The 17,116-nt window shown below is 63.7% G+C and carries 15 protein-coding genes; all 15 read left to right on the top strand.

Translation table 11 applies throughout. From position 1 onward, the window contains the following. Positions 1-59 precede the first annotated feature (59 nt). The 15 genes from BLT66_RS18015 (at position 60) to hisD (ending at position 17,058) form a co-directional block, all read left to right on the top strand. A complete protein-coding gene (locus BLT66_RS18015; RefSeq protein ID WP_092759651.1) occupies positions 60-4,790 on the top strand; it encodes a glutamate synthase-related protein in 4,731 nt (1,576 codons plus the stop codon). A gap of 17 nt (positions 4,791-4,807) precedes the next feature. Then, complete coding sequence (locus BLT66_RS18010) at positions 4,808-6,286, top strand: glutamate synthase subunit beta (RefSeq protein ID WP_092759649.1); 1,479 nt, start codon at positions 4,808-4,810, stop codon at positions 6,284-6,286. Positions 6,287-6,388: 102 nt separating this feature from the next. Further along, positions 6,389-7,231: an ABC transporter ATP-binding protein gene (locus tag BLT66_RS18005; RefSeq protein ID WP_176955088.1), complete on the top strand. Its 843-nt coding sequence runs from the start codon at positions 6,389-6,391 to the stop codon at positions 7,229-7,231. After that, positions 7,228-8,010, top strand: a complete 783-nt coding sequence (mlaE, locus tag BLT66_RS18000) for a lipid asymmetry maintenance ABC transporter permease subunit MlaE (RefSeq protein ID WP_092759645.1) — start codon at positions 7,228-7,230, stop codon at positions 8,008-8,010. The genes BLT66_RS18005 and mlaE overlap by 4 nt, the downstream gene beginning before the upstream one ends. Before the next feature lie 9 nt (positions 8,011-8,019). Next, complete coding sequence (mlaD, locus tag BLT66_RS17995) at positions 8,020-8,526, top strand: outer membrane lipid asymmetry maintenance protein MlaD (protein ID WP_092759643.1); 507 nt, start codon at positions 8,020-8,022, stop codon at positions 8,524-8,526. 27 nt (positions 8,527-8,553) lie between these two features. Further along, positions 8,554-9,276 (top strand): MlaA family lipoprotein, encoded by a 723-nt coding sequence (locus BLT66_RS17990; RefSeq protein ID WP_092759641.1) that lies wholly within the window; start codon positions 8,554-8,556, stop codon positions 9,274-9,276. Positions 9,277-9,391: 115 nt separating this feature from the next. Further along, positions 9,392-10,033, top strand: coding sequence for an MlaC/ttg2D family ABC transporter substrate-binding protein (locus BLT66_RS17985; protein ID WP_092759639.1), 642 nt, complete (start codon positions 9,392-9,394; stop codon positions 10,031-10,033). Between the two features lie 3 nt (positions 10,034-10,036). Next, positions 10,037-10,309, top strand: coding sequence for an STAS domain-containing protein (locus BLT66_RS17980; RefSeq protein ID WP_092759637.1), 273 nt, complete (start codon positions 10,037-10,039; stop codon positions 10,307-10,309). Between the two features lie 74 nt (positions 10,310-10,383). Continuing rightward, a complete protein-coding gene (locus BLT66_RS17975) occupies positions 10,384-11,508 on the top strand; it encodes an aminotransferase class V-fold PLP-dependent enzyme (RefSeq protein WP_092759635.1) in 1,125 nt (374 codons plus the stop codon). 325 nt (positions 11,509-11,833) lie between these two features. Then, entirely contained in the window at positions 11,834-12,772 is a 939-nt protein-coding gene (locus tag BLT66_RS17970; RefSeq protein ID WP_092759633.1) for an ABC transporter ATP-binding protein, read from the top strand. Then, positions 12,769-13,524 carry an ABC transporter permease gene (locus BLT66_RS17965; RefSeq protein ID WP_092759631.1) on the top strand — a complete coding sequence of 252 codons (756 nt, stop codon included), beginning with the start codon at positions 12,769-12,771 and terminating at the stop codon, positions 13,522-13,524. The genes BLT66_RS17970 and BLT66_RS17965 overlap by 4 nt, the downstream gene beginning before the upstream one ends. 16 nt (positions 13,525-13,540) lie before the next feature. Continuing rightward, positions 13,541-13,783 (top strand): BolA family protein, encoded by a 243-nt coding sequence (locus BLT66_RS17960; RefSeq protein ID WP_092759629.1) that lies wholly within the window; start codon positions 13,541-13,543, stop codon positions 13,781-13,783. 19 nt (positions 13,784-13,802) lie between these two features. Further along, a complete protein-coding gene (gene murA, locus BLT66_RS17955; protein WP_092759627.1) occupies positions 13,803-15,083 on the top strand; it encodes a UDP-N-acetylglucosamine 1-carboxyvinyltransferase in 1,281 nt (426 codons plus the stop codon). Next, on the top strand, positions 15,080-15,730 hold the full coding sequence (gene hisG, locus BLT66_RS17950) for an ATP phosphoribosyltransferase (protein WP_092759625.1): 651 nt from the start codon (positions 15,080-15,082) through the stop codon (positions 15,728-15,730). Before murA ends, hisG begins: the two co-directional genes overlap by 4 nt. Before the next feature lie 5 nt (positions 15,731-15,735). Next, the gene (gene hisD / locus BLT66_RS17945) at positions 15,736-17,058 is read left to right on the top strand and encodes a histidinol dehydrogenase (protein WP_092759623.1); all 1,323 of its coding nucleotides are present in this window, start codon (positions 15,736-15,738) and stop codon (positions 17,056-17,058) included. Positions 17,059-17,116: the final 58 nt, after the last annotated feature.

Here is a 17,116-nt window from a genome sequence, read left to right as displayed (position 1 = left end):
GGCATTGTTGTTGCTGTGCCTTATGCTTCGAGTCCCCGCGAAACATATAGGAGAGCGCCATGACAACGGCTGCCGAGATCCAGTATCTCAAAGACCACGGTTTGTATTCCTCCAGCAACGAGCATGACGCTTGCGGCCTGGGTTTTGTGGCCCATATCAAGGGCGAAAAGCGCCACGATATCGTCACCCAGGCACTCAAGATCCTGGAGAACATCGACCACCGTGGCGCCGTCGGTGCCGACAAGCTGATGGGCGATGGTGCGGGCATTCTGATCCAGATCCCCGACGCGCTGTACCGCGAAGAAATGGCCAAGCAGGGCGTGACCCTGCCGGCTGCCGGTGAATACGGCGTTGGCATGATCTTCCTGCCCAAGGAGCATGCCTCGCGCCAGGCCTGCGAACAAGAAATGGAACGCGCCATCAAGGCCGAAGGCCAGGTGCTGCTGGGCTGGCGTGATGTGCCGGTGGACCGCGACATGCCGATGTCGCCCACGGTGCGCAAGACCGAGCCCTTGCTCAAACAGGTGTTCATCGGCCGCGGCGACGACGTGATCGTGCAGGACGCGCTGGAGCGCAAGCTGTACGTGATCCGCAAGACCGCCAGCGCCAACATCCAAAAGCTCAAGCTCAAGCACAGCAAAGAGTATTACGTGCCCAGCATGTCCAGCCGCACGGTGATCTACAAGGGCCTGCTGCTGGCCGACCAAGTGGGCGTGTACTACCTGGACCTGTCCGACGAGCGCTGCATCTCGGCCATCGGCCTGGTGCACCAACGCTTCTCCACCAACACCTTCCCCGAGTGGCCGCTGGCCCACCCGTACCGCTACGTGGCGCACAACGGCGAGATCAACACCGTCAAGGGCAACTACAACTGGATGAAGGCCCGCGAAGGCGTGATGGCCTCGCCGGTGCTGGCTGCCGACCTAGCCAAGCTGTACCCGATCAGCTTCGCCAACCAGTCCGACACCGCGACTTTCGACAACTGCCTGGAACTGCTGACCATGGCCGGCTACCCCATCAGCCAGGCCGTGATGATGATGATCCCCGAGCCCTGGGAGCAGCACACCAATATGGATGAGCGCCGCCGCGCCTTCTATGAATACCACGCCGCCATGATGGAGCCCTGGGACGGCCCTGCCTCCATCGTCTTCACCGACGGCCGCCAGATCGGCGCCACGCTGGACCGCAATGGCCTGCGCCCCTCGCGCTACTGCGTCACCGACGACGACCTGGTCATCATGGCTTCGGAATCCGGCGTGTTGCCCGTGCCCGAGAACAAGATCGTTCGCAAATGGCGTCTGCAGCCCGGCAAGATGTTCCTGATCGACCTGGAACAGGGCCGCATGATCGACGACGACGAGCTGAAAGCCAACATCGTCAACACCAAGCCCTACAAGCAGTGGATCGACAACCTGCGCATCAAGCTCGACAGCGTGCCGGCCGACGCGGCCCAGCCCGCTGCCAGCGGCACTGGCTTGCTGGACCGCCAGCAGGCCTTCGGCTACACCCAGGAAGACATCAAGTTCCTGTTGTCCCCCATGGCCCAGGCCGGGGAAGAGGGCATTGGCTCCATGGGCAACGACAGCCCGCTGGCCGTGCTCAGCGACAAGAACAAGCCGCTGTACAACTACTTCCGCCAGATGTTCGCCCAGGTGACGAACCCGCCGATCGACCCGATCCGCGAAGCCATCGTCATGTCGCTGGTGTCCTTCATCGGCCCCAAGCCGAACCTGCTGGACATCAACCAGGTGAACCCGCCAATGCGCCTGGAAGTGGCCCAGCCCATCCTCGACTTCGAGGACATGGCCAAGCTGCGCGACATCGAGCGCCATACCCATGGCAAGTTCAAGAGCGCCACGCTCGACATCACCTATCCCGCAGCCTGGGGCCGTGAGGGCGTGGAAGCTAAGCTGGCCTCGCTGTGCGCCGAAGCGGTGGACGCGATCAAGGGTGGCAAGAACATCTTGATCGTCAGCGACCGCGCCGTCAGCGCTACGCAAATCGCCATCCCCGCCCTGCTGGCCAGCAGCGCCATCCACCAGCACCTGGTGACCAATGGCCTGCGCACCACCACTGGCCTGGTGGTCGAAACTGGTACCGCCCGCGAAGTGCACCACTTCGGCGTGCTGGCCGGCTATGGCGCCGAAGCCATCCACCCCTACCTGGCGATGGAAACCCTGGCCGACCTGCACAAGGATCTGCCTGGCGACCTGTCGCCCGAGAAAGCCATCTACAACTACGTCAAGGCCATCGGCAAAGGCTTGTCGAAGATCATGTCGAAGATGGGCGTGTCCACCTACATGAGCTACTGCGGTGCGCAGCTGTTCGAGGTGATCGGCCTGAACCAGGACACCGTGTCCAAGTACTTCACCGGCACCTCCAGCCGCGTCGAAGGCATCGGCGTGTTCGAGATCGCCGAAGAAGCCCTGCGCATGCACAAGGCCGCGTTCGGCGACGACCCGGTGCTGGCCAGCATGCTGGACGCCGGCGGTGAATACGCCTGGCGCGCCCGCGGCGAAGAGCATATGTGGACGCCCGACGCCATTGCAAAGCTGCAGCACAGCGCGCGTTCCAACAACTGGAACACCTACAAGGAATACGCCCAGCTGATCAACGACCAGAGCCGCCGCCACATGACGCTGCGCGGCCTGTTCGAGTTCAAGATCGATCCGGCCAAGGCGATTCCGGTGGAAGAAGTCGAACCGGCGAAAGAAATCGTCAAGCGCTTCGCCACCGGTGCCATGTCCATGGGCTCGATCTCCACCGAGGCCCACACCACGCTGGCCGTGGCGATGAACCGCATCGGCGGCAAGAGCAATACCGGCGAAGGCGGCGAAGACCCGGCCCGCTACCGTCAAGAGCTGAAGGGCATCCCGATCAAGCAAGGCCAGACCCTGCGCGAGATCATCGGCCCTGAGGTGGTGGAAGCCACCAACTACCCGCTGCAAGACGGCGATTCGCTGCGTTCGCGCATCAAGCAGGTGGCTTCGGGCCGCTTCGGTGTGACCGCCGAATACCTGGTCTCCAGCGACCAGATCCAGATCAAGATGGCCCAGGGCGCGAAGCCGGGCGAGGGCGGCCAGCTGCCCGGCGGCAAGGTGTCCGAATACATCGGCAAGCTGCGCCACTCGGTGCCCGGCGTGGGCCTGATTTCGCCCCCGCCGCACCACGACATCTATTCGATCGAAGATCTGGCCCAGCTGATCCACGATCTGAAGAACGTGGCGCCGCATGCTTCCATCAGCACCAAGCTGGTGTCGGAAGTCGGCGTTGGCACCATCGCCGCAGGCGTGACCAAGTGCAAGAGCGACCACATCGTGATCGCCGGCCACGACGGCGGTACCGGTGCATCGCCCTGGTCGTCGATCAAGCATGCAGGTGGTCCGTGGGAAATCGGCCTGGCCGAAACCCAGCAGACCCTGGTGCTGAACCGCCTGCGCGGCCGTGTCCGCGTGCAGGCCGACGGCCAGATGAAGACCGGCCGCGACGTCGCCATCGGCGCGCTGCTGGGCGCCGATGAATTCGGCTTCGCCACCGCACCGCTGGTGGTCGAGGGCTGCATCATGATGCGCAAATGCCATCTGAACACCTGCCCGGTGGGTGTGGCCACGCAAGACCCGGTGTTGCGCAAGAAATTCCAGGGCCGGCCCGAGCATGTGGTGAACTTCTTCTTCTTCATCGCCGAAGAAGTGCGCCAGATCATGGCCCAGCTGGGTATCCGCAAGTTCGACGACCTGATTGGCCGTGCCGACCTGCTGGACACCCGCAAGGGCATCGCCCACTGGAAGGCCAGCGGCCTGGACTTCAACCGCCTGTTCGCCCAGCCGAATGTGCCGGCCGATGTGCCGCGCTACCACGTGCAAGACCAGGAACACGGCCTGGAGAAGTCGCTGGACAACGTGCTGATCGAGAAATCGCAGCCCGCCATCCTGCGTGGCGAGAAGGTCAAGTTCATGGAAGTGGCGCGCAACGTGAACCGTTCGCTGGGCGCCATGCTGTCCGGTGCGCTGACCAAGGTGCGGCCTGAAGGTCTGCCCGACGACACCATCCGCATCCAGCTCGAAGGCACGGGCGGCCAGTCGTTCGGCGCCTTCCTGGCCAACGGCATCACGCTGTACCTGATTGGCGACGCCAATGACTACACCGGCAAGGGCCTGAGCGGCGGCCGCATCGTCGTGCGCCCCAGCATCGACTTCCGCGGCGTGGCCACGCAGAATACCATCGTTGGCAACACCGTGATGTACGGAGCGACCAGCGGCGAATCCTTCTTCAGCGGCGTGGCCGGTGAGCGTTTCGCGGTGCGTCTGTCGGGTGCCACCACGGTGGTCGAAGGCACGGGCGACCACGGTTGCGAATACATGACCGGCGGCACTGCGCTGATCCTGGGCAAGACCGGCCGCAACTTCGCTGCCGGCATGAGCGGCGGCGTGGCTTACGTGTACGACGAAGACGGCCAGTTCGCCAAGCGCTGCAATATGTCCATGGTGTCGCTTGAAAAAGTGCTGCCTTCGGGCGAACAGCAGGGCCTGGGTGTGGCCGACCAATGGCACAACGGCCAGACCGACGAAGCCCAGCTGAAGAAGCTGCTGGAAGACCACAACCGCTGGACCGGCAGCAAGCGCGCCCGCGACCTGCTGGACAACTGGACCGAAGCCCGTGGCAAGTTCATCAAGGTGTTCCCGCTGGAGTACCAGCGCGCCCTGGGTGAATTGCATGCAAAAAAAGTGGCTCTAGCGCAGGCGGCATCTGCGCAGGCAGCTATTAAAAATGAAGCAGTGCCGGCTAAGTAAAGAACAAGGATTCAATCATGGGAAAAGTCACAGGCTTCATGGAATACGGCCGGCTGGAAGAGGGCTACAAGCCACCAGTCGAGCGTTTGAAACACTACAAGGAATTCGTCGTCGGCCTCGACGAATCGCAGGCCAAGATCCAGGGCGCGCGCTGCATGGACTGCGGCATTCCGTTCTGCAACAACGGCTGCCCGGTCAACAACATCATTCCCGACTTCAATGATCTGGTGTACCGCGGTGACTGGCAGAACGCCATCGAGGTGCTGCACAGCACCAACAACTTCCCCGAGTTCACCGGCCGCATCTGCCCCGCACCCTGCGAGGCGGCCTGCACGCTGAACGTCAGCGATCTGCCGGTGGGCATCAAGTCCATCGAGCACGCCATCATCGACCGCGCCTGGGACGAGGGCTGGGTGAAACCGCGCGTCGCCAAGCACAAGACCGGCAAGAAGGTGGCGGTGGTTGGCTCCGGCCCCGCCGGTCTCGCCGCGGCCCAGCAGCTGGCGCGCGCCGGCCATGACGTGACCTTGTTCGAGAAGAACGACCGCGTCGGCGGCCTGCTGCGCTACGGCATCCCCGACTTCAAGATGGAGAAGAGCCATATCGACCGCCGGGTCGAGCAGATGACCGCCGAGGGTGTGACTTTCCGCACCGGCGTGATGGTCGGCGCGGCCAAAGACCCGCTGGGCAAGGGCTCCAAGGTCACCAACTGGGCCAAGGACACCGTCACTCCCGAGCAGTTGCAAAAAGACTTCGACGCCGTGGTGCTGACCGGTGGTGCCGAGCAATCGCGCGACCTGCCAGTGCCCGGCCGCGATCTGGACGGCATCCATTTCGCGATGGAATTCCTGCCCCAGCAGAACAAGGTCAACGCCGGCGACAAGGTCAAGGGCCAGCTGCGTGCCGATGGCAAGAAGGTCATCGTCATCGGCGGTGGCGACACCGGCTCCGACTGCGTGGGCACCAGCAACCGCCACGGCGCGGTCAGCGTGACCCAGTTCGAAGTGATGCCCCAGCCGCCGGAAGAAGAAAATCGCCCCATGACCTGGCCTTACTGGCCGATCAAGCTGCGCACCAGCTCCAGCCATGAGGAAGGCTGCGAGCGCGAATTCGCCATTTCGACCAAGGAATTCATCGGCGAAAAAGGCAAGGTTACCGGCCTGAAGACCGTGCGCGTCGAGTTCAAGGACGGCAAGCTGGTCGAAATCCCGGGTACTGAAGTCGTGATGCAGGCCGATCTGGTGCTGCTGGCCATGGGCTTTGTGAGCCCGGTGGCGAATGTGCTGGACGCGTTTGGCATCGACAAGGACGCGCGTGGCAACGCCAAGGCGTCGACCGACTTTACCGGCGGTTACGCGACCAATGTGCCCAAGGTGTTTGCGGCTGGCGACATCCGCCGCGGCCAGAGCCTGGTGGTGTGGGCCATCCGCGAGGGCCGCCAGGCGGCGCGCGCAGTGGACGAGTTCCTGATGGGTTACAGCGACCTGCCACGCTGAGAGCCCTGGCCTTGTAACAGGTCCGGTAAGTCTTGGTAAGTGTAAGTACTAGGACAATCCCTTATCATGCAAAAGCCGGAAACGTTCCGGCTTTTGTTTTTTATGACCCCAAGCCCTTCTGACAACCTCGTTGAAATCCGCCAGCTGACCTTCGGGTACGGCGCGCGTCCGGTGCTGGACGGCATCACGCTGTCCGTTCCGCGCGGCAAGGTCACAGCGCTGATGGGTGCCTCTGGCGGCGGCAAAACCACGGTGCTGCGCCTGATCGGCGGCCAGATCAAGGCCCAGAAAGGCGAGCTGCTGCTCGACGGTGCCGATGTGGCCGGCTTTGACCAGGCGGCCTGGTACGCGGCCCGGCGCCGCATGGGCATGCTGTTCCAGTTCGGCGCCTTGTTCACCGATATGTCGGTGTTCGACAACGTGGCGTTTCCGCTGCGCGAGCACACTGATTTGTCGGAAACCCTGGTGCGCGACATCGTGCTGATGAAGCTGGGTGCGGTTGGCCTGCGCGGCGCGCGCGACCTGATGCCCAGCGAGGTCTCGGGCGGTATGGCACGCCGGGTGGCGCTGGCCCGCACAATTGCGCTGGATCCCGATCTGGTGATGTACGACGAGCCGTTTGCCGGGCTGGACCCGATTTCCCTGGGTACGGCGGCGCGGCTGATCCGCGATTTGAACGACACCATGGGCCTGACCAGCATCATCGTGTCGCACGACCTGGACGAAACCTTCCGCATCGCCGACAAGGTGGTGGTGCTCGCCAACGGCAAGATCGTGGCCCAGGGCACACCCGACGAGGTGCGCAACAGCACCGACCCGCTGGTGCACCAGTTCATCCACGCCTTGCCCGACGGCCCGGTGCGCTTCCATTACCCCGGCCCCAGCGTGGAGCAGGATTTTGGTGCCGGCTTGCAGCCCGTGCCACCGACCGGAGCCCCGCGATGAGCTGGTACAAGCCCTCCGACGTAGGTTTTGCGCTGCGCTGCAAGCTCGGCGATATCGGCCATGCCACCCGCCTGTTCGTGCGCCTGCTGGCCCTGGTGGGGCCGACCTTGCGGCGCTTCAGTCTGGTGCGCGACCAGATCCATTTCCTGGGCAATTACTCGCTGGCGCTGATTGGCGTGTCCGGCCTGTTCGTCGGCTTTGTGCTGGGCCTGCAGGGCTACTACACCTTGCAACGCTATGGCTCCAGCGAGGCGCTGGGCCTGCTGGTGGCGCTGAGCCTGGTGCGCGAACTTGGGCCGGTGGTCACCGCCTTGCTGTTTGCCGGGCGCGCGGGTACCTCGTTGACCGCCGGTATCGGCCTGATGAAGGCTGGCGAGCAGCTGAGCGCCATGGAGCTGATGGCGGTGGACCCGGTGCGCCGCATCCTAGCGCCGCGCTTCTGGGCCGGCGTGATCACCATGCCCTTGCTGGCGGCGCTGTTCAGCGCGGTCGGCATCCTGGGTGGCTGGGTGGTTGGCGTGCTGATGATCGGTGTGGATTCGGGCGCGTTCTGGAGCCAGATGCAGGGCGGTGTCGATGTCTGGCGCGATGTCGGCAACGGTGTGATCAAAAGCGTGGTGTTTGGCTTCACGGTAAGCTTTGTCGCGTTGCTGCAAGGCTATGAAGCCCGGCCCACGCCCGAGGGTGTGGCCCGGGCCACGACGCGTACGGTGGTGGTGGCCTCGCTGGCGGTGCTGGCCTTGGACTTCTTGCTGACCGCCACCATGTTCTCTATTTAAGGTCTAGTTATGCAACGCTCTAAAAACGATATCTGGGTAGGTTTGTTTGTACTGCTGGGAGCGGCTGCGCTGCTGTTTCTGGCGCTGCAGTCGGCGAACCTGCTGTCGCTGAGCTTCCAGACCGGCTACAGCGTGAGCGCCAAGTTCGACAATATCGGCGGGCTCAAGCCCAAGGCGGCGGTCAAGAGCGCCGGCGTGGTGGTCGGCCGTGTCGAGGGCATCACTTTTGATGACAAAAGCTTCCAGGCGCGGGTGACATTGGCCATGGACCCGCACTATGCTTTCCCCAAAGACAGCTCGCTGAAGATTCTGACCAGCGGCCTGCTGGGCGAGCAGTACATCGGCATTGAAGCCGGTGCGGACGCCAAGAATCTGGTTGCCGGCGACACCATTTCCACCACCCAGTCGGCCGTGGTGCTGGAGAACCTGATCAGCCAGTTCCTGTACAGCAAGGCGGCCGACGGCCCGGAAACTCCGGCTGCGCCCGCTGCACCTGCCCCCGCAGTTAAAAAATAAGAGCGGATACCCATCCCCATATTCACTATGAAAAAAATAGCTAAACACGCAAAGCTTGTCTGCGCTAGCGGCATATTTCTTGTAATTTCTGGTTGTGCCACCGGCCCCCAGGCGAACCCACGCGATCCGCTGGAGCCGCTGAACCGCACGGTTTTTGGCTTCAATGAAGTGGTCGACAACGCCGTGTTCAAACCCGTGGCCACGGTCTACACCAAGGTCACACCTGCGCTGGTGCGCACCGGCGTGACCAACTTCTTCTCCAATCTGACCGAGGTCTGGAGCATTGCCAACAACGCCTTGCAGCTCAAGGGCCGCGATGCCGCAGAGAGCTGGATGCGCTTCAGCATCAACACCGTGTTCGGCCTGGGCGGTATTTTTGACTTGGCCACCGACATGGGCCTGGAGCGGCACAAGGAAGACTTTGGCCAGACCCTCGGCAGCTGGGGCGTGCCCTCGGGCCCGTATCTGGTCCTGCCTTTGCTGGGTTCGTCCACCGTGCGCGACACGGCTGCCTTGCCGCTGGACATGCAGGGCAATGCGCTGAATGCGGTGCCGCATTCGGGCGACCGGGACCGCCTGACCGGGCTGAACCTGGTCAACACCCGGGCCAATCTGCTGCGCGCCAGCGCTGTGCTGGATGACGCGGCGCTGGATAAATACACGTTCAGCCGCGACTTCTATCTGCAGGCGCGGCGCAGCGAGGTCTACGACGGCAACCCCCCGGAACCGGCCGCCGAGCCGGCCAAGTAAGGCCCCCCACTGTGTAACCGGGGCGCAAAGTAGGGCCGCGCAATCGGCCTGGTGTCAACCCCGGGGTTTACATTGGCATTATTGAAACGCGGGTTGTCCCGCACAGAAGGATTGTATGAAGCGTCGTTTTTTAGGTTCCCTGTTGGCCGGTATGGTGTTTGCGGTGGCGGCGACCACCTCCATGGGGGCTGCGGCCGCCGATGAAGCACCCGATGTGCTGGTCAAGCGCATTTCCACCGAAGTGTTGGACACCATCAAGGCCGACAAGACCCTGCAGCAGGGCAATATCGCCAAGATCATGCTGCTGGTGGACTCCAAGATCATGCCGAACGTCAACTTCCAGCGCATGACCGCCTCGGCCGTCGGCCCAGGCTGGCGCCAGGCCACGCCCGAGCAGCAAAAGCGCCTGCAGGAAGAATTCAAGATTCTGCTGGTGCGCACCTATTCGGGCGCGCTGGCCCAGGTCAGCGACCAGGAAATCAGCATGAAGCCGTTCCGGGCCGCAGCCGACGAAAAAGAGGTTGTGGTGCGTACCGAGGTTAAGGGCCGCGGCGACCCGGTGCAGCTGGACTACCGCCTGGAAAAAACCCCTGGCGACGGCGCCGGCTGGAAGATCTTCAACCTGAACGTGCTGGGCGTGTGGCTGGTCGAAACCTACCGCAGCCAGTTCGCCAGCGAGATCAACGCCAAGGGTATTGATGGTCTGATCACCACCTTGACCACGCGCAACCAGGCCAACGCAGCCAAAAAAGGCTGATCCATGCTGGTCTTGCCCGCTGAGTTGACCCACGCGCAGGCGACTGCCTCGCTGCGCATGCTGGTGCAAGGCCTGCGTTCGCAGCCGGCCGCGCCGGTGGTGCTGGATGCCACGGCGCTGGCCCGGTTCGACTCGTCGGCGCTGGCCGTGATGCTGGAATGCCGGCGCGAAAGCATGGCCATGGGCCGGGCCTTCGCGGTGCGCGGCCTGCCGGCGCGGCTGGCGGCGCTGGCCGGCTTGTACGGCGTGGCCGAGCTGCTGCCGGCCGCCGTTTGAAGCCGTTCCAAGGGTAATTACCCAAAGCCTGCGCGCTAAACTGGTCGGCTATTCCTAGCCGATTGGAGCGCACCATGCCTGGACTCTTGCCCCATGTAGACCCCGAGGGTCTGCTTGAATACTCGGTGGTCTATACCGACCGCGCCCTGAACCACATGTCGCAGAGCTTCCAGGGCGTGATGCGCGGGATCTCGGGGGTGCTCAAACAGGTCTACCAGGCCCGGTCGGCCATCGTGGTGCCCGGCAGCGGTACCTTTGGCATGGAAGCCGTGGCCCGGCAATTCGCGACCGACCAGAAGGTGCTTGTCATCCGCAATGGCTGGTTCAGCTACCGCTGGACGCAAATTTTCGACATGGGCAAGATTCCGGCTGCCTCTACCGTGCTCAAGGCTCGGCGCCAGGGCGAGGGCAAGCAGGCGCCGTTCGCGCCCGTGCCGATCGCCGAAGTGGTGGCCACCATCCAGGCCGAAAAGCCCGCTGTGGTGTTCGCCCCGCATGTGGAAACCGCCAGCGGCATGATCCTGCCCGATGCCTATCTGCGCGCCGTGGCCGACGCGGTGCACGCCGTGGGCGGCTTGCTGGTGCTGGACTGCATTGCCTCGGGCGCCATCTGGGTCGATATGCAGGCCACCGGTGTGGATGTGCTGGTGAGCGCGCCGCAAAAAGGCTGGAGCGGCTCGCCTTGCTGCGCGCTGGTCATGCTCAGCGCTCTGGCCCGCGAGCGCATCGAGTCGACTACCAGCAGCAGCTTTGCCTGCGACCTGCGCAAATGGCTGCAGATCATGGAAGCCTATGAAAACGGCGGCCATGCCTACCACGCGACCCTGCCTACCGATGCGCTGGCCCGGCTGTACACCGTGATGCAAGAAATGCAGGCCTATGGTTTTGACAAGGTGCGCGCCGAGCAGCAGGCGCTGGGCGAGCAGGTGCGCGCGCTGCTGGTCCGCAAGGGATTCCCCAGCGTGGCGGCGCCGGGCTTCCAGGCGCCGGGCGTGGTGGTCAGCTACACCACCGACGCCGAGATCCAGTCGGGCAAGAAGTTTCTCGGCCAGGGCCTGCAGACGGCGGCTGGCGTGCCCTTGCAGTGCGACGAGGGGCCAGACTTCCAGAGCTTCCGCATCGGCCTGTTCGGCCTGGAGAAGCTGCACAACGTGGAGCGCACGGTGCAGAACTTGGAGCGGGCGCTCGCGCAAATCTAGTCCTGAGAACGTGTCTACGGTCTATTTGGGGCCGCGTTGGGGAGCAATCGGGATGAGTTGGCTGTCAGCACCTGCAGCATGGGCTCCCTGCCCATGCAAAGGGGATGGCGGACAAATCGCCCGATTTCTCCCCAACCCGCAGGGCAGCTGCCTTTTCGGGCGGTCTGGGGTGTTGCACCGCTTGCCAATAGCCGGGCTATTGGCTGTACGCTGCGCCTACCAGCCCATCCCGAAAAGGCAGCTGCGCGGCCCCAAATAGACCGTAGACACGTTCTAATGCCCACACCCGGCGACATGGCCCCCCAGCCGTTAAAATCGTCGGCCCATGCCAGCCATCTCCTTCCAGCAGGTCTCCAAGACCTACGCCAGCCCCCGCGGCGCTAAAAATCCCCCCCTCACCGCCCTCGACAGCGTCAGCTTCGACATCGCCCAGGGGGAATTTTTTGGCCTGCTCGGGCCGAATGGCGCGGGCAAGACCACGCTGATCAGTATCCTGGCGGGCCTGAACCGTGCCACCGGTGGCAAAGTGCTGGTGCACGGCCACGACGTGGTGCGCGACTATGCCAACGCGCGGCGCCAGCTGGGCGTGGTGCCGCAGGAGCTGGTGTTCGACCCGTTCTTCAACGTGCGCGAGGCGCTGCGCATCCAGTCGGGCTACTTCGGCGTGAAGAACAACGACGCCTGGATCGATGAGTTGCTGGAAAGCCTGGGCCTGACCGACAAGGCCAACGCCAATATGCGCCAGCTGTCCGGCGGCATGAAGCGCCGCGTGCTGGTAGCCCAGGCCCTGGTGCACAAGCCGCCGGTGATCGTGCTGGATGAGCCCACCGCTGGTGTGGACGTGGAGCTGCGCCAGACCCTGTGGCAATTCATCGCCAAGCTGAACAAGCAAGGCCATACCGTGCTGCTGACCACCCATTACCTGGAAGAAGCAGAGGCCCTGTGTTCGCGCATCGCCATGCTCAAGCAGGGCAGGGTGGTGGCGTTGGACCGCACCAGCGAACTGTTGAAAAATGCCTCCAGCAATGTGCTTCGCTTCAAAGTGGATAGCGAACTCCCCAGCGCCCTGGCGCAGCAGGCCCGGATTACCGGTCGCATCGTGCAGTTTCCCGCGCACAACGCGGCGGAGATTGAACGCTATCTGGCAGCGGTGCGCGAAGCCGGGCTGACAGCCGAGGACGTGGAGATCCGCAAGGCCGACCTGGAAGATGTGTTTTTGGATGTGATGACGAACGGCTACGTGGCCAACGGAGTGGCGGTATGACCGGCTGGCAAACCCTTTTATATAAAGAATCGCTGCGCTTCTGGAAGGTCGGCTTCCAGACCGTGGGCGCACCCGTGCTGACCGCCGTGCTGTACCTGCTGATCTTCGGCCATGTGCTCGAAGGCAAGGCCTTGGTCTACGGCACGATCAACTACACCGCCTTCCTGGTGCCTGGCTTGGTGATGATGAGCGTGCTGCAAAACGCCTTTGCCAACAGCTCCTCCTCGCTGATCCAGAGCAAGATCATGGGCAGCCTGGTGTTCGTGCTGCTGACCCCGTTGTCGCACTGGGGCTGGTTCTGGGCCTATACCGGCTCGGCCGTGGCGCGCGGTCTGCTGGTCGGTGCCGGGGTGTTTGCCGTGACCGCCATCTTCACCGGCGCCAGCTTTGTGGCCCCGCTGTGGATCATCGTGTTCGCGGTGCTGGGCGCGGCGCTGCTGGGTACGCTGGGCATCATCGCCGGCTTGTGGGCCGAGAAGTTCGACCAGATGGCAGCGTTCCAGAACTTCGTCATCATGCCCATGACCTTTTTGAGTGGCGTGTTTTATTCCATCCATTCGCTGCCACCTTTCTGGCAGACCGTCAGCCACCTGAACCCGTTCTTCTACATGATCGACGGCTTCCGCTACGGCTTCTTTGGCGTCAGCGACGTATCGCCCTGGATCAGCCTGGGCATCGTCGGCACAGCCTTGCTGGTGGTCAGCGCCATCACCGTGAACCTGCTGCGCATCGGCTACAAGATCCGCGGCTAATCCAAAAAATACTCCCATGACTGCTGAAGAACTGCAAAACCTCATCGCCTCGCACCTGCCCTGCGAGCACATCGAACTCGAAGGCGATGGCCGCCACTGGTACGCCACCATCGTCTCGGCCGAGTTCGAGGGCCGCCGCGCCATCCAGCGCCACCAGCGGGTCTACGCCACGCTGGGCGCCAAAATGCATACCGACGAAGTGCACGCGCTGTCGATGAAGACCTACACGCCTGCCGAGTGGGCCGCCTTGCCCCGCTAAACCCTACTGATCGCATTCCATGGACAAATTAATCATCCGCGGTGGCCGCAGCCTGCAAGGCCAGGTCCGCATCTCCGGCGCCAAGAACGCCGCTCTGCCCGAGCTGTGCGCCGCGCTGCTGACGGCCGAGCCCGTCACCCTGACCAATGTGCCGCGCCTGCAGGACGTGGCCACCATGCTGACCCTGATCCGCAACATGGGTGTGACCGCAGATCGTTCTGAAGATGGCACGGTAAGCATCAACGCTGGCGCCTTGTCGTCCCCCGAAGCCCCGTACGAGCTGGTGAAGACCATGCGCGCCTCGGTGCTGGCGCTGGGCCCGTTGCTGGCGCGTTTCGGCGAGGCTACGGTGTCCCTGCCCGGCGGCTGCGCCATTGGTTCGCGCCCGGTGGACCAGCACATCAAGGGTTTGCAGGCCATGGGCGCCGAGATCGTGGTCGAGCACGGCTACATGATCGCCAAGCTGCCCAAGGGCTGGACCCGCCTCAAGGGCTGCCACATCACCACCGACATGGTGACCGTCACCGGCACCGAGAACTTCCTGATGGCCGCAGCCCTGGCCGAAGGCGAGACGGTTCTGGAAAACGCTGCGCAAGAGCCTGAAATCAGCGATCTGGCCGAGATGCTGATCAAGATGGGCGCGAAGATCGAAGGCCATGGCACGCACCGCATCCGCATCCAGGGCGTGGACAAGCTGCACGGCTGCAGCCACCAGGTGGTGGCCGACCGCATCGAGACCGGTACCTTCCTGTGCGCCGTGGCCGCCACCGGTGGCGACGTGCTGCTGCAGCACGGCCGCGCCGACCATCTGGACGCGGTGATCGACAAGCTGCGTACTGCAGGTGTGACGGTCACGCCCGAAGCCGACGGCATCCGCGTGCAGTCCGCCGGTCCGGCGCATGCGCACCTGAAGGCGCAGAGCTTCCGCACCACCGAATACCCGGGTTTCCCCACCGACATGCAGGCCCAGTTCATGGTGCTGAACTGCGTGGCCCAGGGCCCGAGCAAGGTCACCGAGACGATTTTTGAAAACCGCTTCATGCATGTCAACGAGCTGGTGCGCCTGGGCGCGCACATCCAGATCGACGGCAAGGTGGCCGTGACCGAGGGCGTGGCCAAGCTGTCGGGCGCCACCGTGATGGCCACCGACCTGCGCGCGTCTGCCAGCCTGGTGATCGCCGGCCTGGTGGCCGAAGGCGAGACCGTGGTGGACCGCATCTACCACCTGGACCGCGGCTACGACCAGATGGAAGCCAAGCTGCGCGGCATAGGCGCAGACATCGAGCGAGTGAAAGCATGATTACCTTAGCCCTCTCCAAAGGCCGCATCTTTGACGACACGCTGCCGCTGCTGCGCGCCGCCAACATCGAGGTGCTGGACAACCCCGAAACCTCGCGCAAGCTGATCCTGGACACCAACCAGCCCGGCGTGCGGGTGGTGCTGGTGCGCGCCTCCGACGTGCCCACCTATGTGGAAAACGGCGGCGCCGATTTGGGCATCACCGGCAAGGACACCTTGATCGAACACGGCGGCCAGGGCATGTACCAGCCGCTGGACCTGCAGATCGCCAAATGCCGCATCAGCGTGGCGGTGCGTGCCGACTTTGACTACGAACGGGCTGTAAAGCAGGGTTCGCGGCTGCGGGTAGCTACTAAATATGTAGCGATTGCGCGCGAGTTCTTTGCCGCCAAGGGCGTGCACGTGGATTTGATCAAGCTCTACGGCAGCATGGAGCTGGCGCCGCTGACCGGCCTGGCCGATGCCATCGTGGACCTGGTGTCCACTGGCAACACGCTCAAAGCCAACCACCTGGTGGAAGTCGAGCGCATCATGGACATCAGCTCGCGCCTGGTGGTGAACCAGGCCTCGCTGAAGCTCAAGCAAGCCCCTATCCGCGCGCTGATCGACGCCTTCGCCAAGGCAGTTGCCGAACGTTCTACCTCCTGATTGCTATGACATTTGTAGCTGCTCCCGCACATCTATTCACCACTAGCGGCACTTTTGAGGCTGAATTCAAGGCGCGCCTGCATTGGTCGGCCGAGGCTGATACGGCGATCGAAAAAACCGTCGCCGACATCCTGGCCGATGTGCAGCTGCGCGGCGACGCGGCGGTGCTGGAGTACACCAACCGCTTTGACGGCTTGAGCGCGAGTTCGCTGGCGGAGCTGGAGCTGACCCAGGCCGAACTCAGAGCCGCGTTCGACACCATTCCTACCGCCCAGCGTGAAGCCCTGCAAGCTGCCGCCGCCCGCGTGCGTACCTACCACGAGGCGCAGAAAAAGGCTTCGGGTGAGAGCTGGAGCTACCGCGATGCGGACGGCACGCTACTGGGCCAAAAGGTCACGCCACTGGATCGCGTGGGTATCTATGTGCCCGGCGGCAAGGCAGCCTACCCGAGCAGCGTACTGATGAACGCCATCCCCGCCCATGTGGCCGGTGTGGCCGAGATCATCATGGTCGTGCCCACACCGCGCGGTGAGAAGAACGCCTTGGTGCTGGCCGCCGCCTACGTGGCCGGCGTCACCCGCGCCTACACCATCGGCGGCGCCCAGGCCGTGGCCGCGCTGGCCTATGGCACGGCGACCATTCCGAACGTGCATAAGATCACCGGCCCCGGCAACGCCTATGTGGCCGCCGCCAAGCGCCGCGTCTTCGGCACCGTGGGCATTGACATGATTGCCGGCCCCAGCGAAATCCTGGTGCTGGCCGACGGCACGACGCCGCCGGATTGGGTGGCGATGGACCTGTTCAGCCAGGCCGAGCACGACGAGCTGGCGCAAAGCATTCTGCTGTGTCCCGATGCCGGCTACATAGCCCAGGTGCAGGCTTCCATCGACCGCCTGCTGAATGAGATGCCACGCGCCGAAATCATCGCCAAGAGCCTCACCGGCCGCGGCGCGCTGATCCATACGCGCAGCATGGAAGAGGCCTGCGAGATCAGCAACCGCATCGCACCCGAGCACTTGGAAGTCAGCAGCAACGACCCGCACCGCTGGGAGCCGCTGCTGAAACACGCCGGTGCGATCTTTCTAGGCGCCTACACCAGCGAAAGCCTGGGCGACTACTGCGCCGGCCCGAACCACGTGCTGCCGACCTCCGGCACCGCACGTTTCTCCAGCCCGCTGGGTGTCTACGACTTCCAGAAGCGTTCCAGCATCATCGAGGTCAGCCAGGCCGGCGCGCAGCAGTTGGGCACGATTGCCGCCGAGCTGGCCTATGGCGAGGGCCTGCAGGCCCACGCGCGCGCCGCCGAGATGCGGTTGGACAAAGCCTGACTGGGTTTTAAAAATAGCCCGTTTTTAGGGCATAAAAATAGCTGCCAGCGCAATCAAA

Origin of the sequence: Rhodoferax sp. OV413 (assembly GCF_900104385.1) — a bacterium.
In the GTDB taxonomy this organism is placed as follows: Bacteria; Pseudomonadota; Gammaproteobacteria; order Burkholderiales; family Burkholderiaceae_C; genus Rhodoferax_B.
Note: the sequence above shows the minus strand (reverse complement) of the source record. Positions and strands in the feature narration are given on the sequence as shown.

Coding starts and splice junctions, on each gene's coding strand:
- hisD (WP_092759623.1), top strand. CDS start 15,736: ATGACATTTGTAGCTGCTCCCGCACATCTATTCACCACTAGCGGCACT.
- BLT66_RS17980 (WP_092759637.1), top strand. CDS start 10,037: ATGCTGGTCTTGCCCGCTGAGTTGACCCACGCGCAGGCGACTGCCTCG.
- BLT66_RS17970 (WP_092759633.1), top strand. CDS start 11,834: ATGCCAGCCATCTCCTTCCAGCAGGTCTCCAAGACCTACGCCAGCCCC.
- BLT66_RS17985 (WP_092759639.1), top strand. CDS start 9,392: ATGAAGCGTCGTTTTTTAGGTTCCCTGTTGGCCGGTATGGTGTTTGCG.
- BLT66_RS17990 (WP_092759641.1), top strand. CDS start 8,554: ATGAAAAAAATAGCTAAACACGCAAAGCTTGTCTGCGCTAGCGGCATA.
- BLT66_RS17960 (WP_092759629.1), top strand. CDS start 13,541: ATGACTGCTGAAGAACTGCAAAACCTCATCGCCTCGCACCTGCCCTGC.
- BLT66_RS17965 (WP_092759631.1), top strand. CDS start 12,769: ATGACCGGCTGGCAAACCCTTTTATATAAAGAATCGCTGCGCTTCTGG.
- murA (WP_092759627.1), top strand. CDS start 13,803: ATGGACAAATTAATCATCCGCGGTGGCCGCAGCCTGCAAGGCCAGGTC.
- BLT66_RS17975 (WP_092759635.1), top strand. CDS start 10,384: ATGCCTGGACTCTTGCCCCATGTAGACCCCGAGGGTCTGCTTGAATAC.
- BLT66_RS18010 (WP_092759649.1), top strand. CDS start 4,808: ATGGGAAAAGTCACAGGCTTCATGGAATACGGCCGGCTGGAAGAGGGC.
- mlaE (WP_092759645.1), top strand. CDS start 7,228: ATGAGCTGGTACAAGCCCTCCGACGTAGGTTTTGCGCTGCGCTGCAAG.
- BLT66_RS18015 (WP_092759651.1), top strand. CDS start 60: ATGACAACGGCTGCCGAGATCCAGTATCTCAAAGACCACGGTTTGTAT.
- mlaD (WP_092759643.1), top strand. CDS start 8,020: ATGCAACGCTCTAAAAACGATATCTGGGTAGGTTTGTTTGTACTGCTG.
- hisG (WP_092759625.1), top strand. CDS start 15,080: ATGATTACCTTAGCCCTCTCCAAAGGCCGCATCTTTGACGACACGCTG.
- BLT66_RS18005 (WP_176955088.1), top strand. CDS start 6,389: ATGACCCCAAGCCCTTCTGACAACCTCGTTGAAATCCGCCAGCTGACC.